Here is a 21,827-nt window from a genome sequence, read left to right as displayed (position 1 = left end):
CGTGAGCGATACTCCGCCACCGATCCGTGTGCTCGTCTGCGACGACCAGGCGCTGGTGCGGACCGGCTACGTCACCATCTTCTCCGCGCAGCCCGACATGCAGGTCGTCGGGGAGGCCGAGAACGGACACGAGGCGGTCCAGGCCGCGCGGCTGCTGCGTCCCGACGTGGTCGTGATGGACATCCGGATGCCCCTGCTCGACGGCATCGAGGCGACGCGACAACTGGCCGGTCTCGGCACCGAAGACGCACCGAAGGTACTGGTCGTCACCACGTTCAACGTCGATGCCTACGTCTACGACGCCTTGCGTGCCGGAGCGAGCGGGTTCCTTCTCAAGGACGCGCCTCCGGCGGAGCTGGTCAACGGCATCCGGACCGTCGCCCGGGGCGAGGCCCTGCTGGCACCCGCCGTCACCCGCCACCTCATCGGCCACTTCGCCCAGCATCTGCGACCGGCCGACGCCTCCCGGCCGGCCGGACAGGACGTCGTGCGTGCGCTGACCCCCCGCGAGCTGGAAGTGTTCCAATTGATCGCCGAGGGGCTGTCGAACGCGGAAATCGCCGTGTCGATGTACATCACGCCCGAGACCGTCAAGACCTACGTGTCGCGCCTTCTGGCCAAACTCGGCCTGCGCGACCGTGTCCAGGCCGTCGTCCTCGCCCACCGGGTCGGACTGGTGCCCGGCACACCGTGACCGGCCCGCGCGTGTGCTCAGGTTCGGCGGGTCCGCGTCACGTGGAGACCGGACAGCGCATGGCTCGCAGGGAGGCAGCACGGACGCACGTTCCGGTCCCGAACCATCGGTTCGTGACCACGGTCGAGGCCGGAATATCCGCTCGCGAGGAACAGCATCGCGCTCGGGAGACAGCGATTACCTCGGTCAACCCGGAGGTACTGCCTCACGCAGCAGGTGAGCGGTTGATCGACGCGTGACGGTTCCGCCGGCACGGCCTGGCGGGCTGCGGCCGCCACCGGCTGGGGCTCGTCCGTAGCCGTACGGGGCCGACCGGCCGCTGCCATCTGCCTATCGGCGAGATGTGCGACCGGCCGCCCCGGGCCATGGAATTCGTGCCGCGCGGCCGTACCAGCCGTCTGCCCCGACCGCGCCGCTGCCTGCATCTCCTGGCTGCGCCAAGCGGTCGACGGCTCCACCCACCGCTCAGTCACGGACGCTGGTCAGCTGGTTCGGTTGTAGATCGCCGTACCGGGGCAGGCGGTGATGCCCGAGCGGGTCGCGCACCCGGTGTACTGGCTGGAGCCGTTCCACCAGGCCCAGCCGCCGATGGTGCGGCCGTTGAGCCAGGTGTACTGGCCGTTGTAGTTGGCGTCGTACGTGCGCAGGCTCCAGTGCACGTGGGCTCCGGTCGCGGCCCCGCCGGCACAGGTGTCGGTGCCGATCGTGCCGAGCAGGGCGCTGCGAGGGATCGACGTTCCGTTGTAGTAGGTGGTGTTCCACATGTGGTAGTAGTCCGTCGAGAAGCCGCCGGGGTGGATCACTCTGGTCCAGCCGCCTCCGGCACCGCACATCGAGGTCGCCGTCCCCTCCCGGGACGAGCGGACCCGCCCGCTGGCGTTGCCTCCCGCGAAGTCGAGGCTGCTCCAGTAGCCCGTCGAGCCGGTGTGGGAGTGTGCCCCGCCGGTGAGAGTCATGTAGTAGTCGGGCATCCAGGGAAGCAGCAGTCCGTTGGTGTTGGCAGCGGTGGTCCCCACCGACGGCGTCTCCTGCGGCGGAGCCGCCTTGCGCTCGGCGTACGCCGTCATGGTCCGCCGTTCCGCCTTGCCGACCAGCGGAGACTTGGCCACGTGATCGGCGAACTCGCGGTCGCCCTCAAGGCCCGAGATCCATCGCCCGTCCTTGCGGTGAGCGATGTAGAGCCAGCCCTCCGGATCGCCGTGGTGGGTGCGGGGCGCTTCGACGTACGCGACGCCACGGGCCCAGTCGGCCGAGACGGTACGGACATCGACGACCACCTTGCGGCTCTCGTCGGCGAGTTTGGTGACGGCGGCTTTCGGGGTGAGGCCCTTGGCGTCGTGGGACCGGGAGAGAACGTCTGTCGAGACGGCGTCTATCAGCGCCTGCCGACCGGCGCCGAGGCGGTTGGCCACCGCGGACGGCATCTTCACCGTGACATCGGGGGAAGGCGACTGGGCGGCGGTTGCCGGAGCCCCGGCAGGTGTTGCGGCGGAGTCGCGGAGGGCCGCCGTCGCCGAGGGGGCGGTGGCGAGCAGGCCTATGGCGGCGAGGGTCGCGACGGTGGTTCTCACGGACAGCTTGGAGAGCACGGGTGGTGTCCCTTCTGGACGAGAGGGGGCTGACAGGGCGACAGGAGCGAAAGCAGGGTGGAACGCGTGCGGCCACGCCATGGGAAGAGGAAGGGCCCTGCCGAAATGGCATGTCCGCACCAAAATCTATGCGCGTAGCATACGGGTCTGTCGGCCACCCGGAACAGACCAAGTACCCATGGAATCAAGGCAGATACCGAGAGCCGAACGACGGCGACGGTGACGGCCCGGGCGAGGCTGTCTCGGGAAGAGCCGCCACGGGTGCCGGGGTCGGTCGCATGCCCCGGGTGGCGCCGCGCCGACGGGGCGGGTGGCGCCGCCGGGCAACCGGGGGGCCCGGACTCCACGAGGGCGGCCGGGTCCGCCCAGCGACAAATGACGCAAGAGCGCCCGCACGATTCCATACATGTGTATGAAGTGGGGATGGGAAGGGGCTGCAAGAGTGCGGTCCACGGTAAGCAGCCGTACTGCCAGAGGAGTTGAGCTTGCCAACCCGGCGCTGCCTGGATCCGGCGGGGCCTGTGCCGCGACGGACGCGCTCATGGACGTTCTCCGGCTGGTTGCCCGAAGGGATTGACTTCTGCGATGGAGAGGAACACGCGTGACGGATTCGTACCAGGAGGACGTCGTGGCCGGTGAGACGGATGAGAACAAGACGCGGAAGAACGGTCTGTACGTGGACGTGAGTGCCGAGCTGGCCGAGAACATGAAGCAGGGTTGGGCCGACACCGAGCGTCGCGACCTCGAACCCATCGCCCAGGCGGCGTGCACCGCGCGCCGTCGGGCGGCCCTCTCCGCGCTGTTTCCCGGCGAACTGCTGGTGGTGCCGGCCGGCAACCCGAAGGTGCGGGCCAACGACACGGACTATCCGTTCCGGCCGTCCTCCGACTACGCCTACCTGACGGGTGACCAGTCCCAGGACTCCGTACTGGTCCTGGAGCCCGGTGCGGACGGCGAGCACGTGGCGGTCGCCTATCTGCTCCCCCGGTCGGACCGCGAGAACGGGGAGTTCTGGCGCGACTACCACGGTGAGCTCTGGGACGGCCGTCGCAACAGCCTCACCGAGAACGAGCGGCTCCTGGGCCTGCCCTGCCGTGATGTCCGCACGCTGACCGAGCGGCTGGCCGAGGCCACCGGCCCGATCCGTCTGCTGCGCGGCTACGACGCCGGGGTCGACGCCGCCCTCAACGACAAGGTGACCGCCGAGCGCGACGCCGAGTTCCGCGTCGCCCTGTCCGAGATGCGCCTCATCAAGGACGAGTTCGAGATCGCCGACCTGCGCCACGCCTGTCAGGCGACGGCGCGTGGCTTCGAGGACATCGTGCGCGTTCTCGGCACGGACACGCCGACCGCGGAGCGGGCCATCGAGGGCACGTTCTGGATGCGTGCGCGGACCGAGGGCAACGACGTGGGTTACGCGTCGGTCTGCGCCGCGGGAGCCCACGCCACGACGCTGCACTGGGTCCGCAACGACGGCGAGACCCGGCCGGGCGAACTGCTGCTGATCGACGCCGGAGTGGAGAGCCGTAACCTCTACACCGCCGATGTCACCCGCACCCTGCCGGTCGACGGCCGTTTCACGCCGGTCCAGCGCAAGGTGTACGACGCGGTGTACGCGGCGCAGTCGGCCGGTATCGCCAAGGTCCGGCCCGGTGCGAAGTACCGGGACTTCCACCACGCCGCCCAGCGGGTGCTGACCGAGCACCTCGCCTCCTGGGGCCTGTTCGGCGAGCGGTCGGTGGACGAGGCGTACGAACTCGGGCTGTACCGCCGCTGGACGCTGGCCGGCACGGGCCACATGATCGGCCTGGACGTCCACGACTGCGCGAAGGCCCGTACCGAGCTGTACGTGGACGGGACGCTGGAGGCGGGCATGGTGCTCACCGTCGAGCCCGGCCTGTACTTCCAGTCGGACGACCTGACCGTGCCCGAGGAGCTCCGCGGCATCGGCGTGCGGATCGAGGACGATCTGCTGGTCACCGACGAGGGCAACGAGAACCTCTCGGCCGACCTTCCTCGGACGGCCGACGAAGTGGAGGAGTGGATGGCCCGGCTTCGCGGCTGACATCGGCCGCCGCGGCCCTTCGGGGCCGCGGCTCGGACACGTGCGTTCTCCCTGTGGAGTGAGGGCGCAGCACCACGGAACGGAATGACGGGGAGGCGTGCGATGGAACGTCAGGACGGCCCGCGCGGAGCGCGGAGTCACGATCGTCGAGTACCGGCGGCGGTGGCGGAGGTCTTTCGGCAGGGGTGGGCGGACACGGACAGGAGGCTTCCACCCGTCTCCGGAGCCGCATACGCGGCCAAGCGGCGTGCGGCGCTGTCGACGCGGTTCCCCGGAGAGCGGATCGTCGTCCCGTCGGGCGGGCTCAAGGCCCGCAGCAACGACTTCGACTACGCCTTCCGGCCGCACTCCGCGTACATCCACCTCACGGCCGAGCTGGGGACGGCGGCGGTACCGGACAGTGTGCTCGTCCTCGAGCCCACCGGCAGCGGGCACGAGGTCACCCTGTTCACCCGGCCCCGCTCACCGCGCGATGCCGGTCCGTCCGGTGCGGAGTTCCACAGTGACCGGCAGCACGGCGAGTTCTGGGTCGGCCGGCGCCGGACGCTCCGGGAGACCGCCGAAGCCCTCGGCGTCGACGCGGTCGCCCGGGAAGGGCTGGAGCGGGCGCTCGGCGGTGGCGTACCGACCCGGGTGGTGCGCGGCGAGGACGCGCTCGTCGACGCCCTGATCCCGCCGTCCGCACCGGCCGACGCCGAGCTGCTCACCTTCCTGTCGGAGTCGCGGCTGGTCAAGGACGCGTGGGAGATCGAGCAGCTGCGCGCCGCCGTGGGGCACACGGTCGCCGGCTTCCACGACGTCGTCGGCGAACTGCCCCACGCCACCCGCCTCGCACGCGGGGAGCGGTGGGTGGAGGGCACCTTCAACCGGCGGGCGCGGCTGGAGGGTTACGGCCTGGGGTTCGAGACCATCGCGGCGGCCGGCGCGCATGCGTGCGTGCTGCACTGGATGCACAACGACGGCCCGGTCCGGGAGGGGGAGCTGCTCCTGCTGGACGCGGGCGTCGAGGCCGACTCGTTCTACACCGGGGACGTCACCCGGACGCTGCCGGTCGGCGGACGCTTCACGGATGTGCAGCGCCGCGTCTACGACCTGGTGTTCGCCGCCCAGTCGGCGGGCATCGCCGCCCTGCGGCCCGGTGCACCGTACGGCGCCTTCCACGACGCCGCGACGCGCGTCATCGCCGAGGGGCTCGACGCCTGGGGCCTGCGGCCCGGCGGTGCGGCGATCCCGCACGAGTCCGGCCTCTACCGCCGGTACACCGTATGCGGTACTGGTCACATGCTCGGCCTCGACTGCCACGACTGCGCCGCCGCCCGCAGCGAGACCTACCTGGGCGGTGTGCTGGAGGAGGGGCACGTGCTCACCGTCGAGCCCGGGCTGTACTTCCAGCCCGACGACCTGACGATCCCCGAGGAACTGCGTGGCATCGGCGTGCGGATCGAGGACGACTTCGTCATCACCGCCGACGGCGCGACGTGTCTGTCGTCGGACCTGCCACGCGACGCGGACGCGGTCGAGGCGTGGATGGACGCGTCGCGGTAGGAGCCCGCCGCCCGCTGGTCGACCAGGTCTCCGGAGAGCTGCGGCGGGCAGGCGCGGGCAGGCGCGGGCGCTGGTGCGATTGCGGTGGCGGTGGTCGGACCCACCGGGTTCGGCACGTGCGCGGTGCCGGCCGCGGTGTGGGCGTCCTCCCGGGGCCCCGTGGTCAGGCTCGGCTCGCGGGGACGCCGCAGCCGCGGCGGTGCGTCGCCGCCGGCGGCCGAGGAGCTGCCGGACCGGGCGGATCACATCGGGACGGAGGGAAGGCGGGACGGCGGACGCCCGGGAGAGCGCCCACCGTCGTCGGCCGTATGCGTGCGCGCCCGGTCAGGCGGCGGTGCCCACGACCAGATGGTCGCCGGGGATGCCGGCCTTGCCCGGCGCGTAGTAGTCCTTGATCCCGGCGACCCACGTCTCCACCCGGATCCGGTCCCCGTCGTTCGGCTCGAAGGCGTCGAAGAGCGCGTCGATGTTCGCGGGCTCGAACCCGATGGCCGTCATCAGCGCCATGAACAGCGGGCGCTCGATCAGGCCGTCGCCGTCCGGGTCGCCGAGGGCGGCCAGTGCCTCGGCGAACGCCCCGACGGTCGCGTCGAACCGCTCCGGCGACAGCACGCAGGCGGTGAACTCCTCGAAGTCGACCTCGCCGTCGCCATCGGCGTCGAGCTCGCTGCGCAGCGTCGTCCAGTACCGCCGGAACGCCGCGCGCATCGCGTCCTGCGCCGCCCGGTCCGACGCGTGCGCCTCGCGGACGACGCGGTCGGCCATGAGGTCGAAGTCGTCCGCCTCCAGGACGCCGTTGGCGTTGGCGTCGAACAGGGAGAAGACGAGCGTGGCCCGCCTGGTGGCCTCAATGCCCATGAATCCGTCACCTTTCTCCACATGCCATGTTCCCACCGACCACGGCCCGGTGCCCGGTCGGCCCACCCACTGTCCGCCGAGAAGCGGCGTCCACGGCGAAAGTCGTGGTTCTTTCACCTGAAGGACGTAACTGACCTGCGTAAACGTCAAGTTGAGGCAGGCGGAGGGGCTCTTTGGCCGCGCGCGCCCCCAGACCTCTAGGCTGAGCCGATGCGCACCCCGTCCGCCGCGAGCGGCCCCCGTACGAGACAGGTCCACCGCCGATGACCAGGGAGACCCGGACGCTGCCCGCGCTCGCCCCCGGTTCGGTGGACACCCCCTTCGTCATCGCCGGCTACGACGAGGTCGTCACGCACGACACGCTCTGGGACGCGCACTCCCACCCCTTCCACGAACTGCTCTGGAACGAGCGCGGCGCCTCCACAGCGGTGGTCGGCAGCCGGATCTGGACGATCACCCCGACCCTGGGCCTGTGGATGCCCGCGGGGACCCTGCACACCGGATCGGCGACCGCCGGAACCTGGTTCCGGGCGAGCTTCTTCGGCTTCCGCACCACCGCGTCGATCTCCGCCACGCCGGTCGCCGTCGAGATCACCCCGCTGTTGCGCCTGCTGCTGCAACGGCTCGGCGAACCCGGCCTCACGGCCGCCTCGCGCGCCGCTACCGAGGCGCTGGTGCTCGACGTCCTCGTCCCGTCGCCCCGCGAACTGCTCGTGCGGATCCCGGCCTCCGAGCTGCTGCGCCCGATCGCCGACGCGGTGCGCGAGGAGCCGGCCGACCGGCGGACCCTGGCGGACTGGGCATCCGCCCTCGGCGTCAGCGCCCGCACGGTCACCCGGGCGTTCACCACCGAGACGGGCACGAGCTTCGTGCGCTGGGTGGCGGCGGTCCGCGCCCAGCACGCCATCGGCCTGCTGGCCCGGGGATGGGACGTGGAGGCGGTGGCCGAACAGGTCGGCTACCGCTCGGCGAGCGCGTTCGGCGCCGCCTTCCGGCGTACGACCGGGCTCACCCCGGGGGCCTTCCGGCCGGAGTGACCGCCGCGCCATGTCCGTATCGCTACAGGGCCTGTCCTAAACGGTTGATTGCGACAGTCGGGCCGAGTCTCATAAAGTGCGAAGGCAAGCCTTACCTAAGCCGATGACGCACGTGCCGCGCACCGATCCATGACGGTCGCGCACGCCCCAACGTGCGAGAAGCGGCACCCCGACATCCGGAAAGCCGGGTACACAAGCATGTCTTCACACCGCCTCCGCCTGCTCGTCGTGGCGGCCGCCCTCGTCGGCGTCTCCGCCTGCGGCGGGACCTCCGACGCCGGGAACAAGGACGACGAAAGCCGTTCCGGCGGGTTCCCCATGACCGTCGAGCACGCCCTGGGCAAGACCACGATCCCGGCGAAGCCGAAGCGCGTCGCGACCGTCAACTGGGCCAACCATGAAGTGCCGCTCGCGCTCGGCGTCGTGCCCGTCGGCATGGCCGCGGCCAACTTCGGCGACGACAACGACGACGGCGTGCTGCCCTGGGTCGAGGAGAGGCTCGACGAGCTGAAGGCGAAGACCCCGGTGCTCTTCGACGAGACCGACGGCATCGACTTCGAGGCCGTGGCGGACACGAAGCCGGACGTCATCCTGGCCGCGTACTCGGGTCTGACCAAGAAGGACTACGAGACCCTCAGCGAGATCGCCCCCGTCGTCGCCTACCCGGACGCCGCCTGGGCGACGCCGTGGCGCGAGATCATCCGGACGAACAGCACGGCGATCGGGCTGGCCGATCAGGGCGAGAAGCTGATCAAGAAGCTCGACGGAGACATAGCGAAGACCGCGGCGAAGTACCCGCAGCTCAAGGGCAAGTCGGCGATGTTCATGACGCACGTCGACCCCAACGACGTCAGCCAGGTCGGCTTCTACACCGCCCACGACACCCGCACACAGTTCTTCCAGGACCTCGGCATGAAGATCCCCGGGTCCATCGCGAAGGCGTCCGAGGGCACGAAGAAGTTCGCCCTCACCAAGAGCGCCGAGCAGGTCGACGCGTTCGACGACGTCGACATCATCACCGGCTACGGCGACGACACCGGCGAGCTGCTGAAGACGGTCACCAAGGACCCGCTGCTCTCGAAGATCCCCGCCGTCGAGCGCGGCTCCGTCTACCTCCTGCCCGGCACCAGCCCGCTGGCCACGGCCGCGAACCCGACGCCGCTGTCGATCAGCTACGTGCTGGACGACTACGCCGCCGCCCTCGCCAAGGCCGCGGACAAGGTCAAGTGACCGAGCCCGACACCCGCACCCCGCCGGACGTCGTCACCAGGCGTCCGGCGGGCGTGCGCCTGCTGTGGATCCTCCTCTCCGTACTCGCCCTGGCCGCGGTCATGGTCGCGTCCGTCGCCATCGGCTCCCGCGACGTCCCCTGGTCCGACGTCGTCGCGGCGCTCGGCGGCGCGGACGACACCCTGGGCCGGGCGGCGGCGACGAAGCGGATCCCCCGTACCGTCCTTGCCGTCGTCATCGGCGCCGCACTCGGCCTCGCGGGCGGCGTGATGCAGGGCGTGACCCGTAACCCGCTGGCCGACCCGGGCATCCTCGGCGTCAACATGGGGGCGTCCCTCGCCGTCGTCACAGCGGTCGCGTTCTTCGGGCTCACCTCGCCGACCGGATACGTCTGGACCGCCGTCCTGGGCGCGGCCCTCGCCGCCCTGTTCGTCTACACCGTGGGAACCCTCGGCAGAGGAGGGGCGACCCCCCTCAAGCTGGCACTCGCCGGAGCCGCCACGTCCGCGGCCTTCGCTTCCCTCGTCAGCGCGGTCATCCTGCCGCGCAACGACATCGCCGGAAGCTTCAAGCTCTGGCAGATCGGCGGCGTCGGCGGCGCGTCCTTCGAACGCATCGGCCAGATCATGCCGTTCCTCGCGGTCGGCTTCGCCGTCTGCCTGCTCTCGGCCCGCGCCCTCAACTCGCTGGCACTCGGCGACGAGCTGGCGGCAGGCCTCGGTGAACGGGTCGCCGTGGCACGCGCCGTGGCCGCCCTCGGCGCCGTGCTGCTCTGCGGCGCGGCCACCGCCGTCGCCGGGCCGATCGGCTTCGTCGGCCTCGTCGTCCCGCACACCTGCCGGCTGCTCGTCGGCGTCGACCACCGCTGGCTCCTGCCGCTCTCGGCCGTGCTCGGCGCGGTCCTGCTCACCGCCGCCGACGTCGTCGGCCGGATCGTGGCACGCCCCTCGGAGGTCGACGTCGGCATCGTGACCGCACTGATCGGGGCCCCCTTCTTCATCTACATCGTCCGCCGACAGAAGGTACGTGCCCTGTGAGCGCCCCTGTCCTCACCCGGCCGTCGTCCGTCGAGGCCGCCACCCGCCGTCGCCTGCGCGGCGCATCGCGCCGCCGCCGGGTCGTCCTGGCGCTGATGGTCCTCGTCCTCGCCGCGTTCGCCGTGACGCTCATGGCAGGCCGGACCTTCTACCCGCCCGGAGACGTGTTCCGGGTGATTCTCGGGGAGCAGGTGCCGGGCGCGTCGTTCACGGTGGGCCGGCTGCGGCTGCCCCGCGCGGTCCTCGCGCTGGTGGCCGGATTCAGCTTCGGCCTGGCCGGGGTCACCTTCCAGACGATGCTCCGCAACCCGCTCGCCAGCCCCGACATCATCGGCATCAGCTCCGGGGCGAGCGCCGCCGCGGCCATCGCCATCGTGACCCTCTCGCTCGGCGAGGTCCAGGTCTCCGTCCTCGCCATCGCCGCCGGCCTCGGGATCGCCCTGCTGGTGTACTCCCTGGCCTTCAAGGGCGGCGTCGTCGGCACCCGGCTCATCCTGATCGGCATCGGGATCTCCGCGATGCTCGACAGCATCACCTCCTACGTCCTGTCCGGGGCCGCCGAATGGGACCTCCAGGAGGCGATGCGCTGGCTGACCGGCAGCCTCAACGGAGCCACCTGGGACCAGGTCGTCCCCGCCCTCGTCGCGGCGGCCGTCCTCACCCCGCTGCTGCTGGGCCAGGCCCGTAACCTCTCCGCGCTCCAGCTCGGCGACGACACCGCCGCCGCCCTCGGCGTACGCGTGGAGCGCACCCGGATCACGCTGATCGTCGCCGCCGTCGGGCTGATCGCCTTCGCCACGGCGGCGGCCGGCCCCATCGCGTTCGTGGCGTTCCTCTCCGGACCCATCGCGGCCCGGATCACCGGGGCGGGCGGCTCCCTGCTGGTGCCCGCCGGACTCGTCGGCTCGCTGCTCGTCCTCGTCGCCGACTTCACCGGCCAGTTCGCCTTCGGCGAGCGCTACCCGGTCGGCGTCGTCACCGGCGTCCTCGGAGCCCCCTACCTCGTCTACCTGATCATCCGCACCAACCGGGCGGGAGGCTCGCTATGACCACGCACCACCGACTGACCGCCGAAGGACTCACTCTCGGCTACGGCGACCGCACCGTCGTCGACTCCCTCGACCTGGCCGTACCGCCAGGCCGGATCACCGTGATCGTCGGCGCCAACGCCTGCGGCAAGTCGACGCTGCTGCGTTCCATGTCCCGGCTGCTCGCCCCCCGGGCCGGCCGCGTCGTCCTGGACGGCAAGGAGGTGCACCGGCTGCCCGCCAAGGAACTGGCCCGCACCCTCGGCCTGCTGCCGCAGTCGCCCGTCGCCCCCGAGGGCATCACCGTCTCCGACCTCGTCGGCCGCGGCCGCCACCCGCACCAGTCGGTCTTCTCCCGCTGGAACGAGAAGGACGACGCCGCCGTGGCCGCCGCCCTGGAGGCCACCCACACCGAACCGCTCGCCGAGCGCGCGGTGGACGAACTCTCCGGCGGCCAGCGCCAGCGCGTCTGGATCGCGATGGCCCTCGCCCAGCAGACCGATCTGCTGCTGCTCGACGAGCCGACCACCTTCCTCGACGCCAGCCACCAGATCGAGGTCCTCGACCTGCTGACCGACCTGAACCGCTCGCGCGGCACCACCATCGTGATGGTCCTGCACGACCTCAACCTCGCCGCCCGGTACGCGGACCACCTGATCGCACTGGCCGACGGCAAGCTCCACGCGTCCGGCACCCCGGCCGACGTGCTGACGGAGGAGACCGTACGGGTGGTGTTCGACCTCGACAGCCGCATCATCGAGGACCCCGTGTCGGGCCGCCCCCTGATGCTCCCGATCGGCCGCCACCACGTCGTGGACCGGGCCGAGGCACTGACCGCCGGGGAGGCGACCGCGTGAACGCGGGGGCGTACGCCCCCTGATCGGCTGACTGCCGTGTGTCACTGACATGTTTCGAAGAGTGACGGGGCACACAGGGTAGGTCGGGCGCCGGGCCCCGGTCCGGCACTCGCCCTTTTCGTCGAAGCGGTCATGGGGAGAACCTCGGTGGAGAACACCTCGGTGCAGAACTCGGTGCAGAACAAGGAAACCGTCCGGAACTGTCCGTTCGACTACGCGCAGCAGCTGGAGTTCGACCCCCAGCTCAGGCAATTGCTGACCGAGGAGCCGGTGTCCCGCATCCGTATGGCGTACGGAGAGGGCGAGGCCTGGCTGGTCACCCGCTACGAGGACGTCCGGACGGTCACCACCGACCGGCGGTTCAGCCGCAGCGCCGTCCTCGGCCGTGACTTCCCCCGGATGACACCGGAACCGATCGTGCAGGCGGAGTCCATCAACCTCATGGACCCGCCCGCCAGCAGCCGGCTGCGGGGCCTGGTCGCCAAGAGCTTCACCCCGCGTCGCGTCGAGCAGATGCGCGGCGGGACCCAGCGCGTGGTGGACCGGCTGCTGGACGAGATGGAGGAGGAGGGCGCACCGGCCGACTTCGTCGCCCGGGTCTCCGCGCCGCTGCCGCTGATCACCATCTGCGAGGCACTCGACATCCCCGAGGCCGACCGCCCCTGGCTCCGCGCCCACGCCATGACCATGATGAACGTCGGGGCCGCGGGCAAGGAGGACGCGGTACGCGCCAAGGCGGAGCTGCGTGGCTACTTCCAGGAGCTGACCGCGGAGCGACGCCGCTCCCCGGGCGAGGACCTCATCAGCACCCTGGCCACCGCCAGGGACGGCGACGAACTGCTGGACGACGACGAGCTGGCCGTCATGGCGATGGTCCTGCTCATCACCGGCCAGGACACCACGACCTACCAGCTCGGCAACATCGCCTACACCCTGCTCACCCGCCCGGACCTCATGCGGTCCCTCCGGGCCGAACCGCAGCGGCTGCCCCGCACCCTGGAGGAGCTGCTGCGCCACATCCCCTTCCGCAAGGGCGTCGGCATCCCGCGCATCGCGCTGGAGGACGTGGAGCTCTCCGGAGTCCTCATCAAGGCCGGCGACGTGGTGCACGTGTCCTACCTGACGGCCAACCGGGACTCCGCCAAGTTCGACCGTCCCGACGAGCTGGATCCCGACCGGCCGACCATCCCCCACATGACGTTCGGCTGGGGCGCCCACCACTGCCTGGGCGCACCGCTGGCCACCATGGAACTGGAAGTGGCCTTCTCCACGCTGCTGACCCGCTTCCCGGCCCTGCGTCTGGACGTGCCGCCGGCGGACGTCTCGTGGAACACGACGTCCATCTGGCGTTACCCGCTCGCCCTGCCCGTCACATGGTGACGAGGGCCTTCGCTCCAGAGAACGAGGAGAACCCATGGCGACCCTGTGCCGACCGGCCATCGCTGTGCCCGAGCACGTCATCACGATGCAGCAGACCCTCGACCTGGCCCGGGAGACCCACGCCGGGCACCCGCAGCGCGAGCTCGTCCTGAGGCTCATCCGGAACACCGGCGTCCAGACCCGGCACCTCGTGCAGCCCATCGAGAAGACGCTGCGGCACCCCGGTTTCGAGGCCCGCAACCAGGTGTACGAGGCCGAGGCCAAGACCCGGGTCCCCGAAGTCGTCCGGCAGGCGCTCGCCAACGCCGACACCGACCCGTCCCAGATCGACCTGATCGTCTACGTCTCCTGCACGGGCTTCATGATGCCCTCGCTGACCGCGTGGATCATCAACAGCATGGGCTTCAGACCCGAGACCCGCCAACTGCCCATCGCCCAGCTCGGCTGCGCGGCGGGCGGCGCGGCGATCAACCGAGCGCACGACTTCTGCCTGGCCTACCCCGAGTCCAACGTCCTCATCGTCTCCTGCGAGTTCTGCTCGCTGTGCTACCAGCCCACCGACATCGGGGTCGGCTCGCTGCTCTCCAACGGTCTCTTCGGCGACGCCCTCTCCGCCGCCGTCGTACGGGGGCAGGGCGGGACCGGCATGCGCCTGGAGCGCAACGGCTCCCACCTGGTGCCCGACACCGAGGACTGGATCTCCTACGCCGTCCGCGACACCGGGTTCCACTTCCAGCTGGACAAGCGGGTCCCGGGCACCATGGAGATGCTCGCCCCGGTGCTCCTGGACCTGGTCGACCTGCACGGCTGGTCCGTCCCCAACATGGACTTCTTCATCGTCCACGCGGGCGGACCGCGCATCCTGGACGACCTCTGCCACTTCCTGGACCTGCCGCCCGAGATGTTCCGCTACAGCCGGGCCACCCTCACCGAACGCGGCAACATCGCCAGCTCCGTCGTCTTCGACGCACTGGCGCGGCTCTTCGACGACGGCGGGGCCGCCGAGTCCGCGCAGGGGCTCATCGCCGGCTTCGGGCCCGGCATCACCGCCGAAGTGGCCGTGGGCAGTTGGGCCAAGGACGAACTGCGGGCGGACGTCGGACACGACCTCGGCGAGCTGGAGCTGACCGCGGGCGTTGCGCTGTCCGGCTGAACCGGCTAAGGCGACCGACGGGCGGGGACGAAGGAACGGGTGTTCGTGATGCGCGGACGCACTTGCTCCGTGACCGGATCCCCACCTCTAGGAGAACGCATGCGCCTGCCCGCCCGATGGGCCACGGCCGCCCTGCTGCTGATCGCACCGCTGATCGGCGCACCCGCCACGGCCTCGGCCGACAGCGGACCGGAAGGGGTTCTGGTGGAGCAGTCCACCCGGGCCGTACCCGGGCAGTACATCGTCACCCTGAAGCCCGAACTCTCGCCGGACACCGTCCTGCGGGAGTTCGGGCTCGACCCGTTGTTCCGTTACGGAAGCGCTCTGCACGGCTTCGCCGCCGCGCTCACCGCCGCCGAACTTGAGGCGGTCCGGGCCGTTCCCGGCGTCCTCGCCGTCGAGGAGAACGCCGAGGTGACCGTTCCCGCGCCCACCGCCGCGAACCTGCTGCGAGCGCCCGCGGCCGGCTGGGGCACCGACCGTATCGACCAGCGCGCCCTGCCGCTGGACGACACCTTCACCACCACGGCCACCGGCAAGGGGGTGAAGGCGTACGTCGTCGACACCGGGATCGACGCCGCGCACAGTGAATTCGGCGGCCGGGTCGTCAACGGGTACGACGCCGTCGGGGACGGCCGCGCCGGCATGGACTGCAACGGACACGGCACGCATGTGGCGGGCACGGTGGGCGGCGCGGTGTCCGGCGTGGCGAAGGACGCCTCGCTGGTCAACGTACGCGTCCTCGACTGCGAGGGCCGGGGCACCTGGGCCGGCATCCTCGCCGGGTTCGACTGGGTCGCCAAGGACGCCGAGCGCGGCGGTGTCCCCGCCGTGCTGAACGCCTCGCTCGGCGGCGACCGCTCCACGGCCGTCGACGCCGCGGTCGAGGCGGTCGCCGACGCGGGCGTGCTGCCCGTCGTGGCCGCGGGCAACGACGACCGGGACGCCTGTGACGTCTCGCCGGCCGGCGCGGACGGTGTGTTCACCGTCGGGGCGAGTGACCGGCAGGACCGGGAGACCTCCTTCAGCAACTGGGGCTCCTGTCTCTCGCTCTACGCCCCCGGCGCCGACATCGTCTCCGCCCGCCTCGGCGGCGGCACCGTCTCGCTGAACGGCACCTCCATGGCCAGCCCGCACGTCGCGGGTGTCGCGGCGCTCTACAAGGAGGAGAACCCCTCGGCCTCTCCCGCCGCCGTCTCCCGGTGGCTGGCGGACACGGCCACCCCGGACGTGCTCTCCGCTCTCGGTCAGGGCTCGCCCGACCTGCTGCTGTACACCGGCGGCCTCTGACAAACCGTCGGGTGGCCGGACCGGCGACTTGTCCACGGGGTGGGGGAGCGGTGACCGCGCGACGGGATCCGCTCCCCGGCCCGGCCACCCGGCTGTTGTCGGAACAGTGGACGACCTCTCATTTCTCTGCAACTCTCTGACGGCACAACGCAAAACAGGCCGCAGCGCATGCAGAAACACGTGTTCCCTGGCTGCGGTCACAGAGCCGCGCCCTCGACGCACCCTGCGCCGAGGCCGAAGATCGGGGAGCTATGAGAGCCAGACGCTGGAGATGGCGGGCGATATCCGCCTTGGTCACCACGAGTCTTCTGATGATCGGCGTACCGTCGCTCGCCGCGGCGGCGGCCGACGGCCCCAACCTCGCCGCGGGCCGGGCCGCGGCCGCGAGCAGTGCCCATGCCGAGTACGGCGCGTCCAACATCACCGACGGCAACCGGTCCACGTACTGGGAGAGCGCGGGAGGCGGACTGCCCCAGTGGGTCCAGACGGACCTGGGCGCGGGCGCCCGCGTCGACGAGGTGAAGCTGACCCTGCCGGCGGGCTGGGAGACCCGCACCCAGACGCTGTCCCTCCAGGGCAGCGCGGACGGCACCAGCTTCGCCACCCTGAAGAACACCGCGACGTACACCTTCGCCCCGGGGGCGGCGAACGAGGTCACCATCGCGTTCCCGGCCACGCTGACCCGCTTCGTACGCGTCGACATCACCGCCAACACCGGCTGGCCGGCCGCGCAGCTCTCCGAGCTGGAGGTCCGGGGCGCCGGTGACTCGTCGGCCGACCTCGCCGCGGGCAAGACCCTCACCGCGAGCAGCGGCAGCGGATCCCGGGCTCCGGCCAACGCCAACGACGGCAACCGGGACAGCTACTGGGCCGGCGGCGACGACCAGTTCCCGCAGTGGATCCAGGCGGACCTGGGCGGTTCGCTCGGTGTGGACCGGGTGGTCCTGCGACTGCCCGACGGCTGGGCCGCGCGCAGTCAGACGCTGAAGCTCCAGGGCAGCGCGAACGGCACGGACTTCGCCGACCTCACCGCGTCCAAGGCGTACCGCTTCGACGCGGCGGGGGGACAGTCGGCGACGATCACCTTCGACGCCACGACCACCCGGTACGTCCGTGTGCTGATCACCGCCAACAGCGGTGCGCAGGCAGCGCAGTTGGCGGAACTGGAGATCTACGGCCCCACCACCGGCGACACACAGGCCCCGACCGCACCGGCCGGCCTGGCGTTCACCGAGCCCGCCACCGGGCAGATCCGGCTGACGTGGCAGGGCTCCACGGACGACAAGGGCGTCACCGGCTACGACGTCTACGCGAACAACACCCTGCTGACCAGCGTCGCGGGCGACGTCACCACCTACACCGACACCCGGCCGGCCGGGCAGGACGTCAGCTACTTCGTCCGCGCCAAGGACGCGGCGGGCAACGTCTCGGCCAACAGCGCCACCGTCACCCGGCGCGGCGACACCGGTGACACCCAGGCCCCCACCGCCCCCTCCGCGCTGGCGTACACCGAGCCCTCCGGCGGCTCGGTCAAGCTGACCTGGGGAGCGTCCACCGACAACAAGGGCGTGACCGGCTACGACGTCTACGCCAACAACGTGCTGCGCGGCAGCGTCGCCGGAAACGTGCTGACGTACACCGACACCCAGCCGACGTCCACCACGGTCAGTTACGTCGTGCGGGCCAAGGACGCGGCGGGCAACGTATCCGGTGACAGCAACACCGTCACCCGCAACGGGCAGAGCGGCTCGGACTCCAACCTCGCCGTGAACAAGCCGATCACCGCCTCCTCCGTGGTCCACACCTACGTCGCGGAGAACGCCAACGACAACAGCACCTCCACCTACTGGGAGGGCGCGGGCGGCAGTTACCCGAACACCCTCACCGTGAAGCTCGGCTCCAACGCCGACACCGCGAACGTCGTCGTCAAACTCAACCCCGACCACAGCTGGGGGCCGCGCACGCAGCGCATCGAGGTCCTCGGCCGGGAGCAGAGCTCCTCCTCCTTCAACTCCCTGTCGGCCGCCAGGGATTACGCCTTCAACCCGGCGTCCGGCAACACGGTGACCATCCCGGTCTCCGCGCGCGTCGCGGACGTCCAGCTGAAGTTCACCGCCAACAGCGGCTCCGGAGCCGGGCAGGTCGCGGAGTTCCAGGTCCTGGGCGCTCCGGCGGCCAACCCGGACCTCCAGGTCACCGGCATCGCCGCCGCACCCGCCGCACCGGTCGAGACGGACGAGGTCACCCTGACCGCGACCGTCCGCAACGCCGGCGCGCTCGCCGCCCCGGCCAGCAAGGTCGAGCTGCGCCTCGGCGGCACCAAGGTCGCCACCGCCTCCGTCGGCGCACTGGCGGCGGGCGCCTCCACCCAGGTCGACGCCTCCATCGGGGCCCGGAACGCGGGCAGTTACGTGCTGAGCGCGGTCGCCGACCCGGCAGGCGAGGTCATCGAGCAGAACGAGACCAACAACGGCTTCACCAGCACCTCCCCGCTGGTCGTGAAGCCGGTCTCCAGCTCCGACCTGGTGGCCTCGGCGGTCACCACCTCTCCCTCGGCCGCGTCCGCCGGTGAGACGGTCACCTTCTCCGTCGCGCTGAAGAACCAGGGCACGGTGGCCTCGGCCGCCGGCGCCCACGGCATCACCCTGACGCTCGTCGACAGCAAGGGCGCCACGGTGAAGACGCTCACCGGCAGCCACACCGGGGCCATCGCGGCGGGAGCCACCACCGCGCCGGTCGCGCTCGGCTCCTGGACCGCCGCCAACGGCTCGTACACCATGCGGACCGTGATCGCGGCCGACGCCAACGAACTCCCGGTCAAGCGCGAGAACAACACCTCCACCCAGGCGCTCTTCGTCGGACGCGGCGCCAACATGCCGTACGACATGTACGAGGCGGAGGACGGTACGGCCGGCGGCGGCGCGAAGGTCGTCGGCCCCAACCGGACGGTCGGCGACATCGCGGGCGAGGCCTCGGGACGCAAGGCCGTCACCCTCGACCGGACCGGCGACTCCGTCGAGTTCACCACCCGGGCCGCCACCAACACCCTGGTCACCCGGTTCTCCATCCCCGACGCCCCGGGCGGCGGCGGCATCGACTCCACCCTGAACCTCTACGTGGACGGCGTCCTCCTCAAGGCGATCGACCTCACCTCCAAGTACGCCTGGCTGTACGGGAACGAGGCCGCTCCCGGCAACTCCCCGGGCTCCGGGGCGCCCCGTCACATCTACGACGAGGCGAATACGATGCTGGGCAGGACCATCCCGGCGGGCTCCAAGATCCGGCTCCAGAAGGACACCGCCAACACCACCACGTACGCGATCGACTTCATCAACCTGGAGCAGGTCGCCCCGGTCGCCAACCCGGACCCCGCCACGTACACCGTGCCGGCCGGCTTCACCCACCAGGACGTCCAGAACGCCCTGGACAAGGTCCGCATGGACACCACGGGCGCCCTCGTGGGTGTCTACCTCCCGGCGGGGGAGTACAGCACGGCCAGTAAGTTCCAGGTCTACGGCAAGGCCGTCAAGGTGGTTGGCGCGGGTCCCTGGTACACCCGCTTCAACGCCCCTTCCACCCAGGACAACACCGATATCGGCTTCCGGGCCGAGGCCAGTGCCAAGGGGTCCTCGTTCGCGAACTTCGCGTACTTCGGCAACTACACGTCCCGGATCGACGGACCGGGCAAGGTGTTCGACTTCTCAGGCGTGTCGGACATCGTGATCGACAACATCTGGAACGAGCACATGGTGTGCCTCTACTGGGGTGCCAACACCGACAGAGTGACCATCAAGAACTCCCGGATCCGCAACATGTTCGCCGACGGCGTCAACATGACCAACGGGTCCACCGACAACCTGGTGACCAACAACGAGGCACGGGCCACCGGCGACGACAGCTTCGCGCTCTTCTCGGCGATCGACGCCGGGGGAGCGGACATGAAGAACAACGTCTACGAGAACCTGACCTCGATCCTCACCTGGCGCGCGGCGGGCGTCGCCGTCTACGGCGGTTACGACAACACCTTCCGCAACATCCACATCGCCGACACCCTGGTGTACGCCGGGATCACGGTCAGCTCCCTGGACTTCGGCTACCCGATGAACGGGTTCGGGACCGGACCGACGACGATCGAGAACGTCTCGATCGTGCGCGCGGGCGGTCATTTCTGGGGATCGCAGACCTTCCCCGGCATCTGGCTGTTCTCGGCGTCCAAGGTGTTCCAGGGCATCCGCGTCACCAACGTGGACATCGTCGATCCCACCTACAGCGGGATCATGTTCCAGACGAACTACGTAGGCGGACAGCCCCAGTTCCCGATCAAGGACACCGTGCTCACCGACGTGTCCATCTCGGGCGCGCGCAAGAGCGGTGACGCCTTCGACGCCAAGTCCGGGTTCGGGCTGTGGGCCAACGAGATGCCGGAGGCCGGGCAGGGGCCCGCCGTCGGCGAGGTCACCTTCAACGGCCTGAAGCTCAGCGACAACGCCCAGGACGTCAGGAACACCACCTCCACCTTCAAGATCATCACCAACCCGTAGCCGGGAGGAGAGGCCGCGGTCACCGGCGAGGGGGCGCCTCCCGATGACAGGAAGGCGCCCCTTTTGCATGCAATCCTTGCATTGATAAGTCAATTGTTTGCGTTGCTTACGCTAGTCTTGCGGCATGACACGACGACTTGCTCAGGTTGCCAAGAAGGTTGGGGTCAGCGAGGCCACGGTGAGCCGGGTGCTCAACGGCAAGCCCGGGGTCTCCCGGACCACCCGGCAGTCCGTGCTGACCGCCCTGGACGTCCTCGGCTACGAGCGGCCCACCCAACTGCGGGGCGAGCGCGCCCGGCTCGTCGGCCTCGTCCTGCCCGAACTGCAGAACCCGATCTTCCCCGCCTTCGCCGAGGTGATCGGCGGCTCCCTCGCCCAGCAGGGGCTCACCCCCGTGCTGTGCACCCAGACCAAGGGCGGAGTCTCCGAAGCGGAGTACGTGGACCTCCTGCTCCAGCAGCAGGTCTCCGGGGTGGTCTTCGCCGGCGGTCTCTTCGCACAGGCCGACGAGGCCCATGAGCACTACCACCGGCTCGCGGAGCGCCGCATCCCCGTCGTGCTGATCAACGCCCCCATAGAAGGACTGGACTTCCCCTGCGTCTCCTGCGACGACGCCGTCGCGATCGAGCGCGCCTGGCGCCACCTGGCCTCCCTCGGTCACGAGCGCATCGGCGTGGTGATGGGCCCCTCCGACCATGTGCCCTCCCGCCGCAAGCTCGCAGCCGCCCGGTCTGTCGCGGCGGCCACTGGCGGGCAGTTGCCCGAGGAGTACGTCGAGCGCGCGATGTTCTCCCTGGAAGGCGGGCAGGCCGCGGCCTCCCGGCTGCTGGAGCGCGGAGTCACCGGCATCATCTGCGCCAGCGATCCCCTGGCTCTCGGCGCGGTGCGGGCGGCCCGCAGACGCGGCCTCCGGGTGCCGTCGGAGATCTCGGTCGTCGGCTACGACGACTCGGCGTTCATGAACTGCACCGAGCCCCCGCTCACCACGATCCGCCAGCCCATCGAGGCCATGGGCCGGGCCGCCGTCGAACTGCTCTGCGCGGGTATCCAGGGCGGGTCGGTCCCCCCGGACGAGCTGCTGTTCGAGCCGGAGCTGGTGGTACGGGGCTCCACCGCGAAGGCGCCCCGCTGATCCCGCGGATCGCGGCGCCGTCGCGGCTGCGGCACAGTGGGCACATGGACGACCTCAACGCACTCGCCGAGGAACACCTGACCGCGGCCCGCGCCTCCGCGCACGGCCGCAGCGCCCACCTGCTGCTCCAGCAGCCCCCCTTGCGGCAGACGGTGATCGCCCTCACCGAGGGGACGGCGCTCGACGAGCACAACGCGCCGCCCGCGGCCTCGCTCCTCGTCCTGCGCGGCAGCGTCCGCCTCACCGCCGCCTCCGGGGACGTCGAGCTGCCGTCCGGGACCCTGCACCCGATCCCGCGGGAACGGCACGGACTGCTGGCGCTCCAGGACGCCGTGGTCCTGCTCACGGCCGTCAACGACTGATCCGGCCGGGGGCGCGCGGTACCGGCCGG

At 70.8% G+C, this 21,827-nt stretch carries 15 protein-coding genes and 1 pseudogene; 14 read left to right on the top strand and 2 right to left on the bottom strand.

The window, feature by feature from the left end:
- Position 1 precedes the first annotated feature (1 nt).
- Positions 2-694, top strand: coding sequence for a response regulator (locus ACH4KB_RS32855; RefSeq protein WP_398069886.1), 693 nt, complete (start codon positions 2-4; stop codon positions 692-694).
- Positions 695-1,176: 482 nt separating this feature from the next.
- Here the strand turns inward: ACH4KB_RS32855 and ACH4KB_RS32850 are convergent, their stop codons facing one another.
- A complete protein-coding gene (locus ACH4KB_RS32850; protein ID WP_398069884.1) occupies positions 1,177-2,283 on the bottom strand; it encodes a M23 family metallopeptidase in 1,107 nt (368 codons plus the stop codon).
- A 628-nt stretch (positions 2,284-2,911) separates the two neighbouring features.
- Between ACH4KB_RS32850 and ACH4KB_RS32845 the strand changes: the two genes are divergently transcribed.
- Together ACH4KB_RS32845 and ACH4KB_RS32840 are read left to right on the top strand one after the other, a co-directional pair.
- Positions 2,912-4,348: an aminopeptidase P family protein gene (locus ACH4KB_RS32845; protein WP_398069973.1), complete on the top strand. Its 1,437-nt coding sequence runs from the start codon at positions 2,912-2,914 to the stop codon at positions 4,346-4,348.
- Positions 4,349-4,450: 102 nt separating this feature from the next.
- Positions 4,451-5,893, top strand: a complete 1,443-nt coding sequence (locus ACH4KB_RS32840; protein WP_398069882.1) for an aminopeptidase P family protein — start codon at positions 4,451-4,453, stop codon at positions 5,891-5,893.
- A 324-nt stretch (positions 5,894-6,217) separates the two neighbouring features.
- Here ACH4KB_RS32840 and ACH4KB_RS32835 read toward each other — a convergent pair whose 3' ends face one another.
- Positions 6,218-6,751, bottom strand: coding sequence for an EF-hand domain-containing protein (locus tag ACH4KB_RS32835; protein ID WP_398069880.1), 534 nt, complete (start codon positions 6,749-6,751; stop codon positions 6,218-6,220).
- A gap of 263 nt (positions 6,752-7,014) precedes the next feature.
- On the opposite strand from ACH4KB_RS32835, the gene ACH4KB_RS32830 reads away from it, so the two are divergent.
- The 11 genes and pseudogenes from ACH4KB_RS32830 (at position 7,015) to ACH4KB_RS32780 (ending at position 21,798) form a co-directional block, all read left to right on the top strand.
- Entirely contained in the window at positions 7,015-7,788 is a 774-nt protein-coding gene (locus ACH4KB_RS32830) for an AraC family transcriptional regulator (protein ID WP_398069878.1), read from the top strand.
- 198 nt (positions 7,789-7,986) lie between these two features.
- Positions 7,987-9,018 (top strand): iron-siderophore ABC transporter substrate-binding protein, encoded by a 1,032-nt coding sequence (locus tag ACH4KB_RS32825; RefSeq protein WP_398069876.1) that lies wholly within the window; start codon positions 7,987-7,989, stop codon positions 9,016-9,018.
- Positions 9,015-10,055 (top strand): FecCD family ABC transporter permease, encoded by a 1,041-nt coding sequence (locus ACH4KB_RS32820; protein WP_398069874.1) that lies wholly within the window; start codon positions 9,015-9,017, stop codon positions 10,053-10,055. The genes ACH4KB_RS32825 and ACH4KB_RS32820 overlap by 4 nt, the downstream gene beginning before the upstream one ends.
- Positions 10,052-11,104, top strand: coding sequence for a FecCD family ABC transporter permease (locus tag ACH4KB_RS32815; RefSeq protein WP_398069872.1), 1,053 nt, complete (start codon positions 10,052-10,054; stop codon positions 11,102-11,104). The genes ACH4KB_RS32820 and ACH4KB_RS32815 overlap by 4 nt, the downstream gene beginning before the upstream one ends.
- Complete coding sequence (locus ACH4KB_RS32810; RefSeq protein ID WP_398069870.1) at positions 11,101-11,940, top strand: ABC transporter ATP-binding protein; 840 nt, start codon at positions 11,101-11,103, stop codon at positions 11,938-11,940. Before ACH4KB_RS32815 ends, ACH4KB_RS32810 begins: the two co-directional genes overlap by 4 nt.
- A gap of 147 nt (positions 11,941-12,087) precedes the next feature.
- The gene (locus ACH4KB_RS32805; RefSeq protein WP_398069868.1) at positions 12,088-13,320 is read left to right on the top strand and encodes a cytochrome P450; all 1,233 of its coding nucleotides are present in this window, start codon (positions 12,088-12,090) and stop codon (positions 13,318-13,320) included.
- A 22-nt stretch (positions 13,321-13,342) separates the two neighbouring features.
- Positions 13,343-14,473, top strand: a pseudogene (locus ACH4KB_RS32800) (type III polyketide synthase); the annotation flags it as partial.
- A 99-nt stretch (positions 14,474-14,572) separates the two neighbouring features.
- Complete coding sequence (locus ACH4KB_RS32795) at positions 14,573-15,763, top strand: S8 family peptidase (protein ID WP_398069866.1); 1,191 nt, start codon at positions 14,573-14,575, stop codon at positions 15,761-15,763.
- A 251-nt stretch (positions 15,764-16,014) separates the two neighbouring features.
- Positions 16,015-20,304, top strand: coding sequence for a discoidin domain-containing protein (locus ACH4KB_RS32790; protein WP_398069864.1), 4,290 nt, complete (start codon positions 16,015-16,017; stop codon positions 20,302-20,304).
- A 124-nt stretch (positions 20,305-20,428) separates the two neighbouring features.
- Entirely contained in the window at positions 20,429-21,436 is a 1,008-nt protein-coding gene (locus tag ACH4KB_RS32785) for a LacI family DNA-binding transcriptional regulator (protein ID WP_398069863.1), read from the top strand.
- Positions 21,437-21,480: 44 nt separating this feature from the next.
- On the top strand, positions 21,481-21,798 hold the full coding sequence (locus ACH4KB_RS32780) for a cupin (protein ID WP_398069861.1): 318 nt from the start codon (positions 21,481-21,483) through the stop codon (positions 21,796-21,798).
- The last annotated feature ends 29 nt before the right edge of the window (positions 21,799-21,827 follow it).

The sequence above is a fragment of the Streptomyces sp. NPDC017520 genome, from assembly GCF_044329855.1.
In the GTDB taxonomy this organism is placed as follows: Bacteria; Actinomycetota; Actinomycetes; order Streptomycetales; family Streptomycetaceae; genus Streptomyces.
Note: the sequence above shows the minus strand (reverse complement) of the source record. Positions and strands in the feature narration are given on the sequence as shown.

Bases quoted from the DNA above. Each gene is read 5' to 3' on its own strand.
- ACH4KB_RS32780 (WP_398069861.1), top strand. From the start codon at position 21,481: ATGGACGACCTCAACGCACTCGCCGAGGAACACCTGACCGCGGCCCGC.
- ACH4KB_RS32810 (WP_398069870.1), top strand. From the start codon at position 11,101: ATGACCACGCACCACCGACTGACCGCCGAAGGACTCACTCTCGGCTAC.
- ACH4KB_RS32825 (WP_398069876.1), top strand. From the start codon at position 7,987: ATGTCTTCACACCGCCTCCGCCTGCTCGTCGTGGCGGCCGCCCTCGTC.
- ACH4KB_RS32835 (WP_398069880.1), bottom strand. From the start codon at position 6,751: ATGGGCATTGAGGCCACCAGGCGGGCCACGCTCGTCTTCTCCCTGTTC.
- ACH4KB_RS32830 (WP_398069878.1), top strand. From the start codon at position 7,015: ATGACCAGGGAGACCCGGACGCTGCCCGCGCTCGCCCCCGGTTCGGTG.
- ACH4KB_RS32785 (WP_398069863.1), top strand. From the start codon at position 20,429: ATGACACGACGACTTGCTCAGGTTGCCAAGAAGGTTGGGGTCAGCGAG.
- ACH4KB_RS32840 (WP_398069882.1), top strand. From the start codon at position 4,451: ATGGAACGTCAGGACGGCCCGCGCGGAGCGCGGAGTCACGATCGTCGA.
- ACH4KB_RS32795 (WP_398069866.1), top strand. From the start codon at position 14,573: ATGCGCCTGCCCGCCCGATGGGCCACGGCCGCCCTGCTGCTGATCGCA.
- ACH4KB_RS32790 (WP_398069864.1), top strand. From the start codon at position 16,015: ATGAGAGCCAGACGCTGGAGATGGCGGGCGATATCCGCCTTGGTCACC.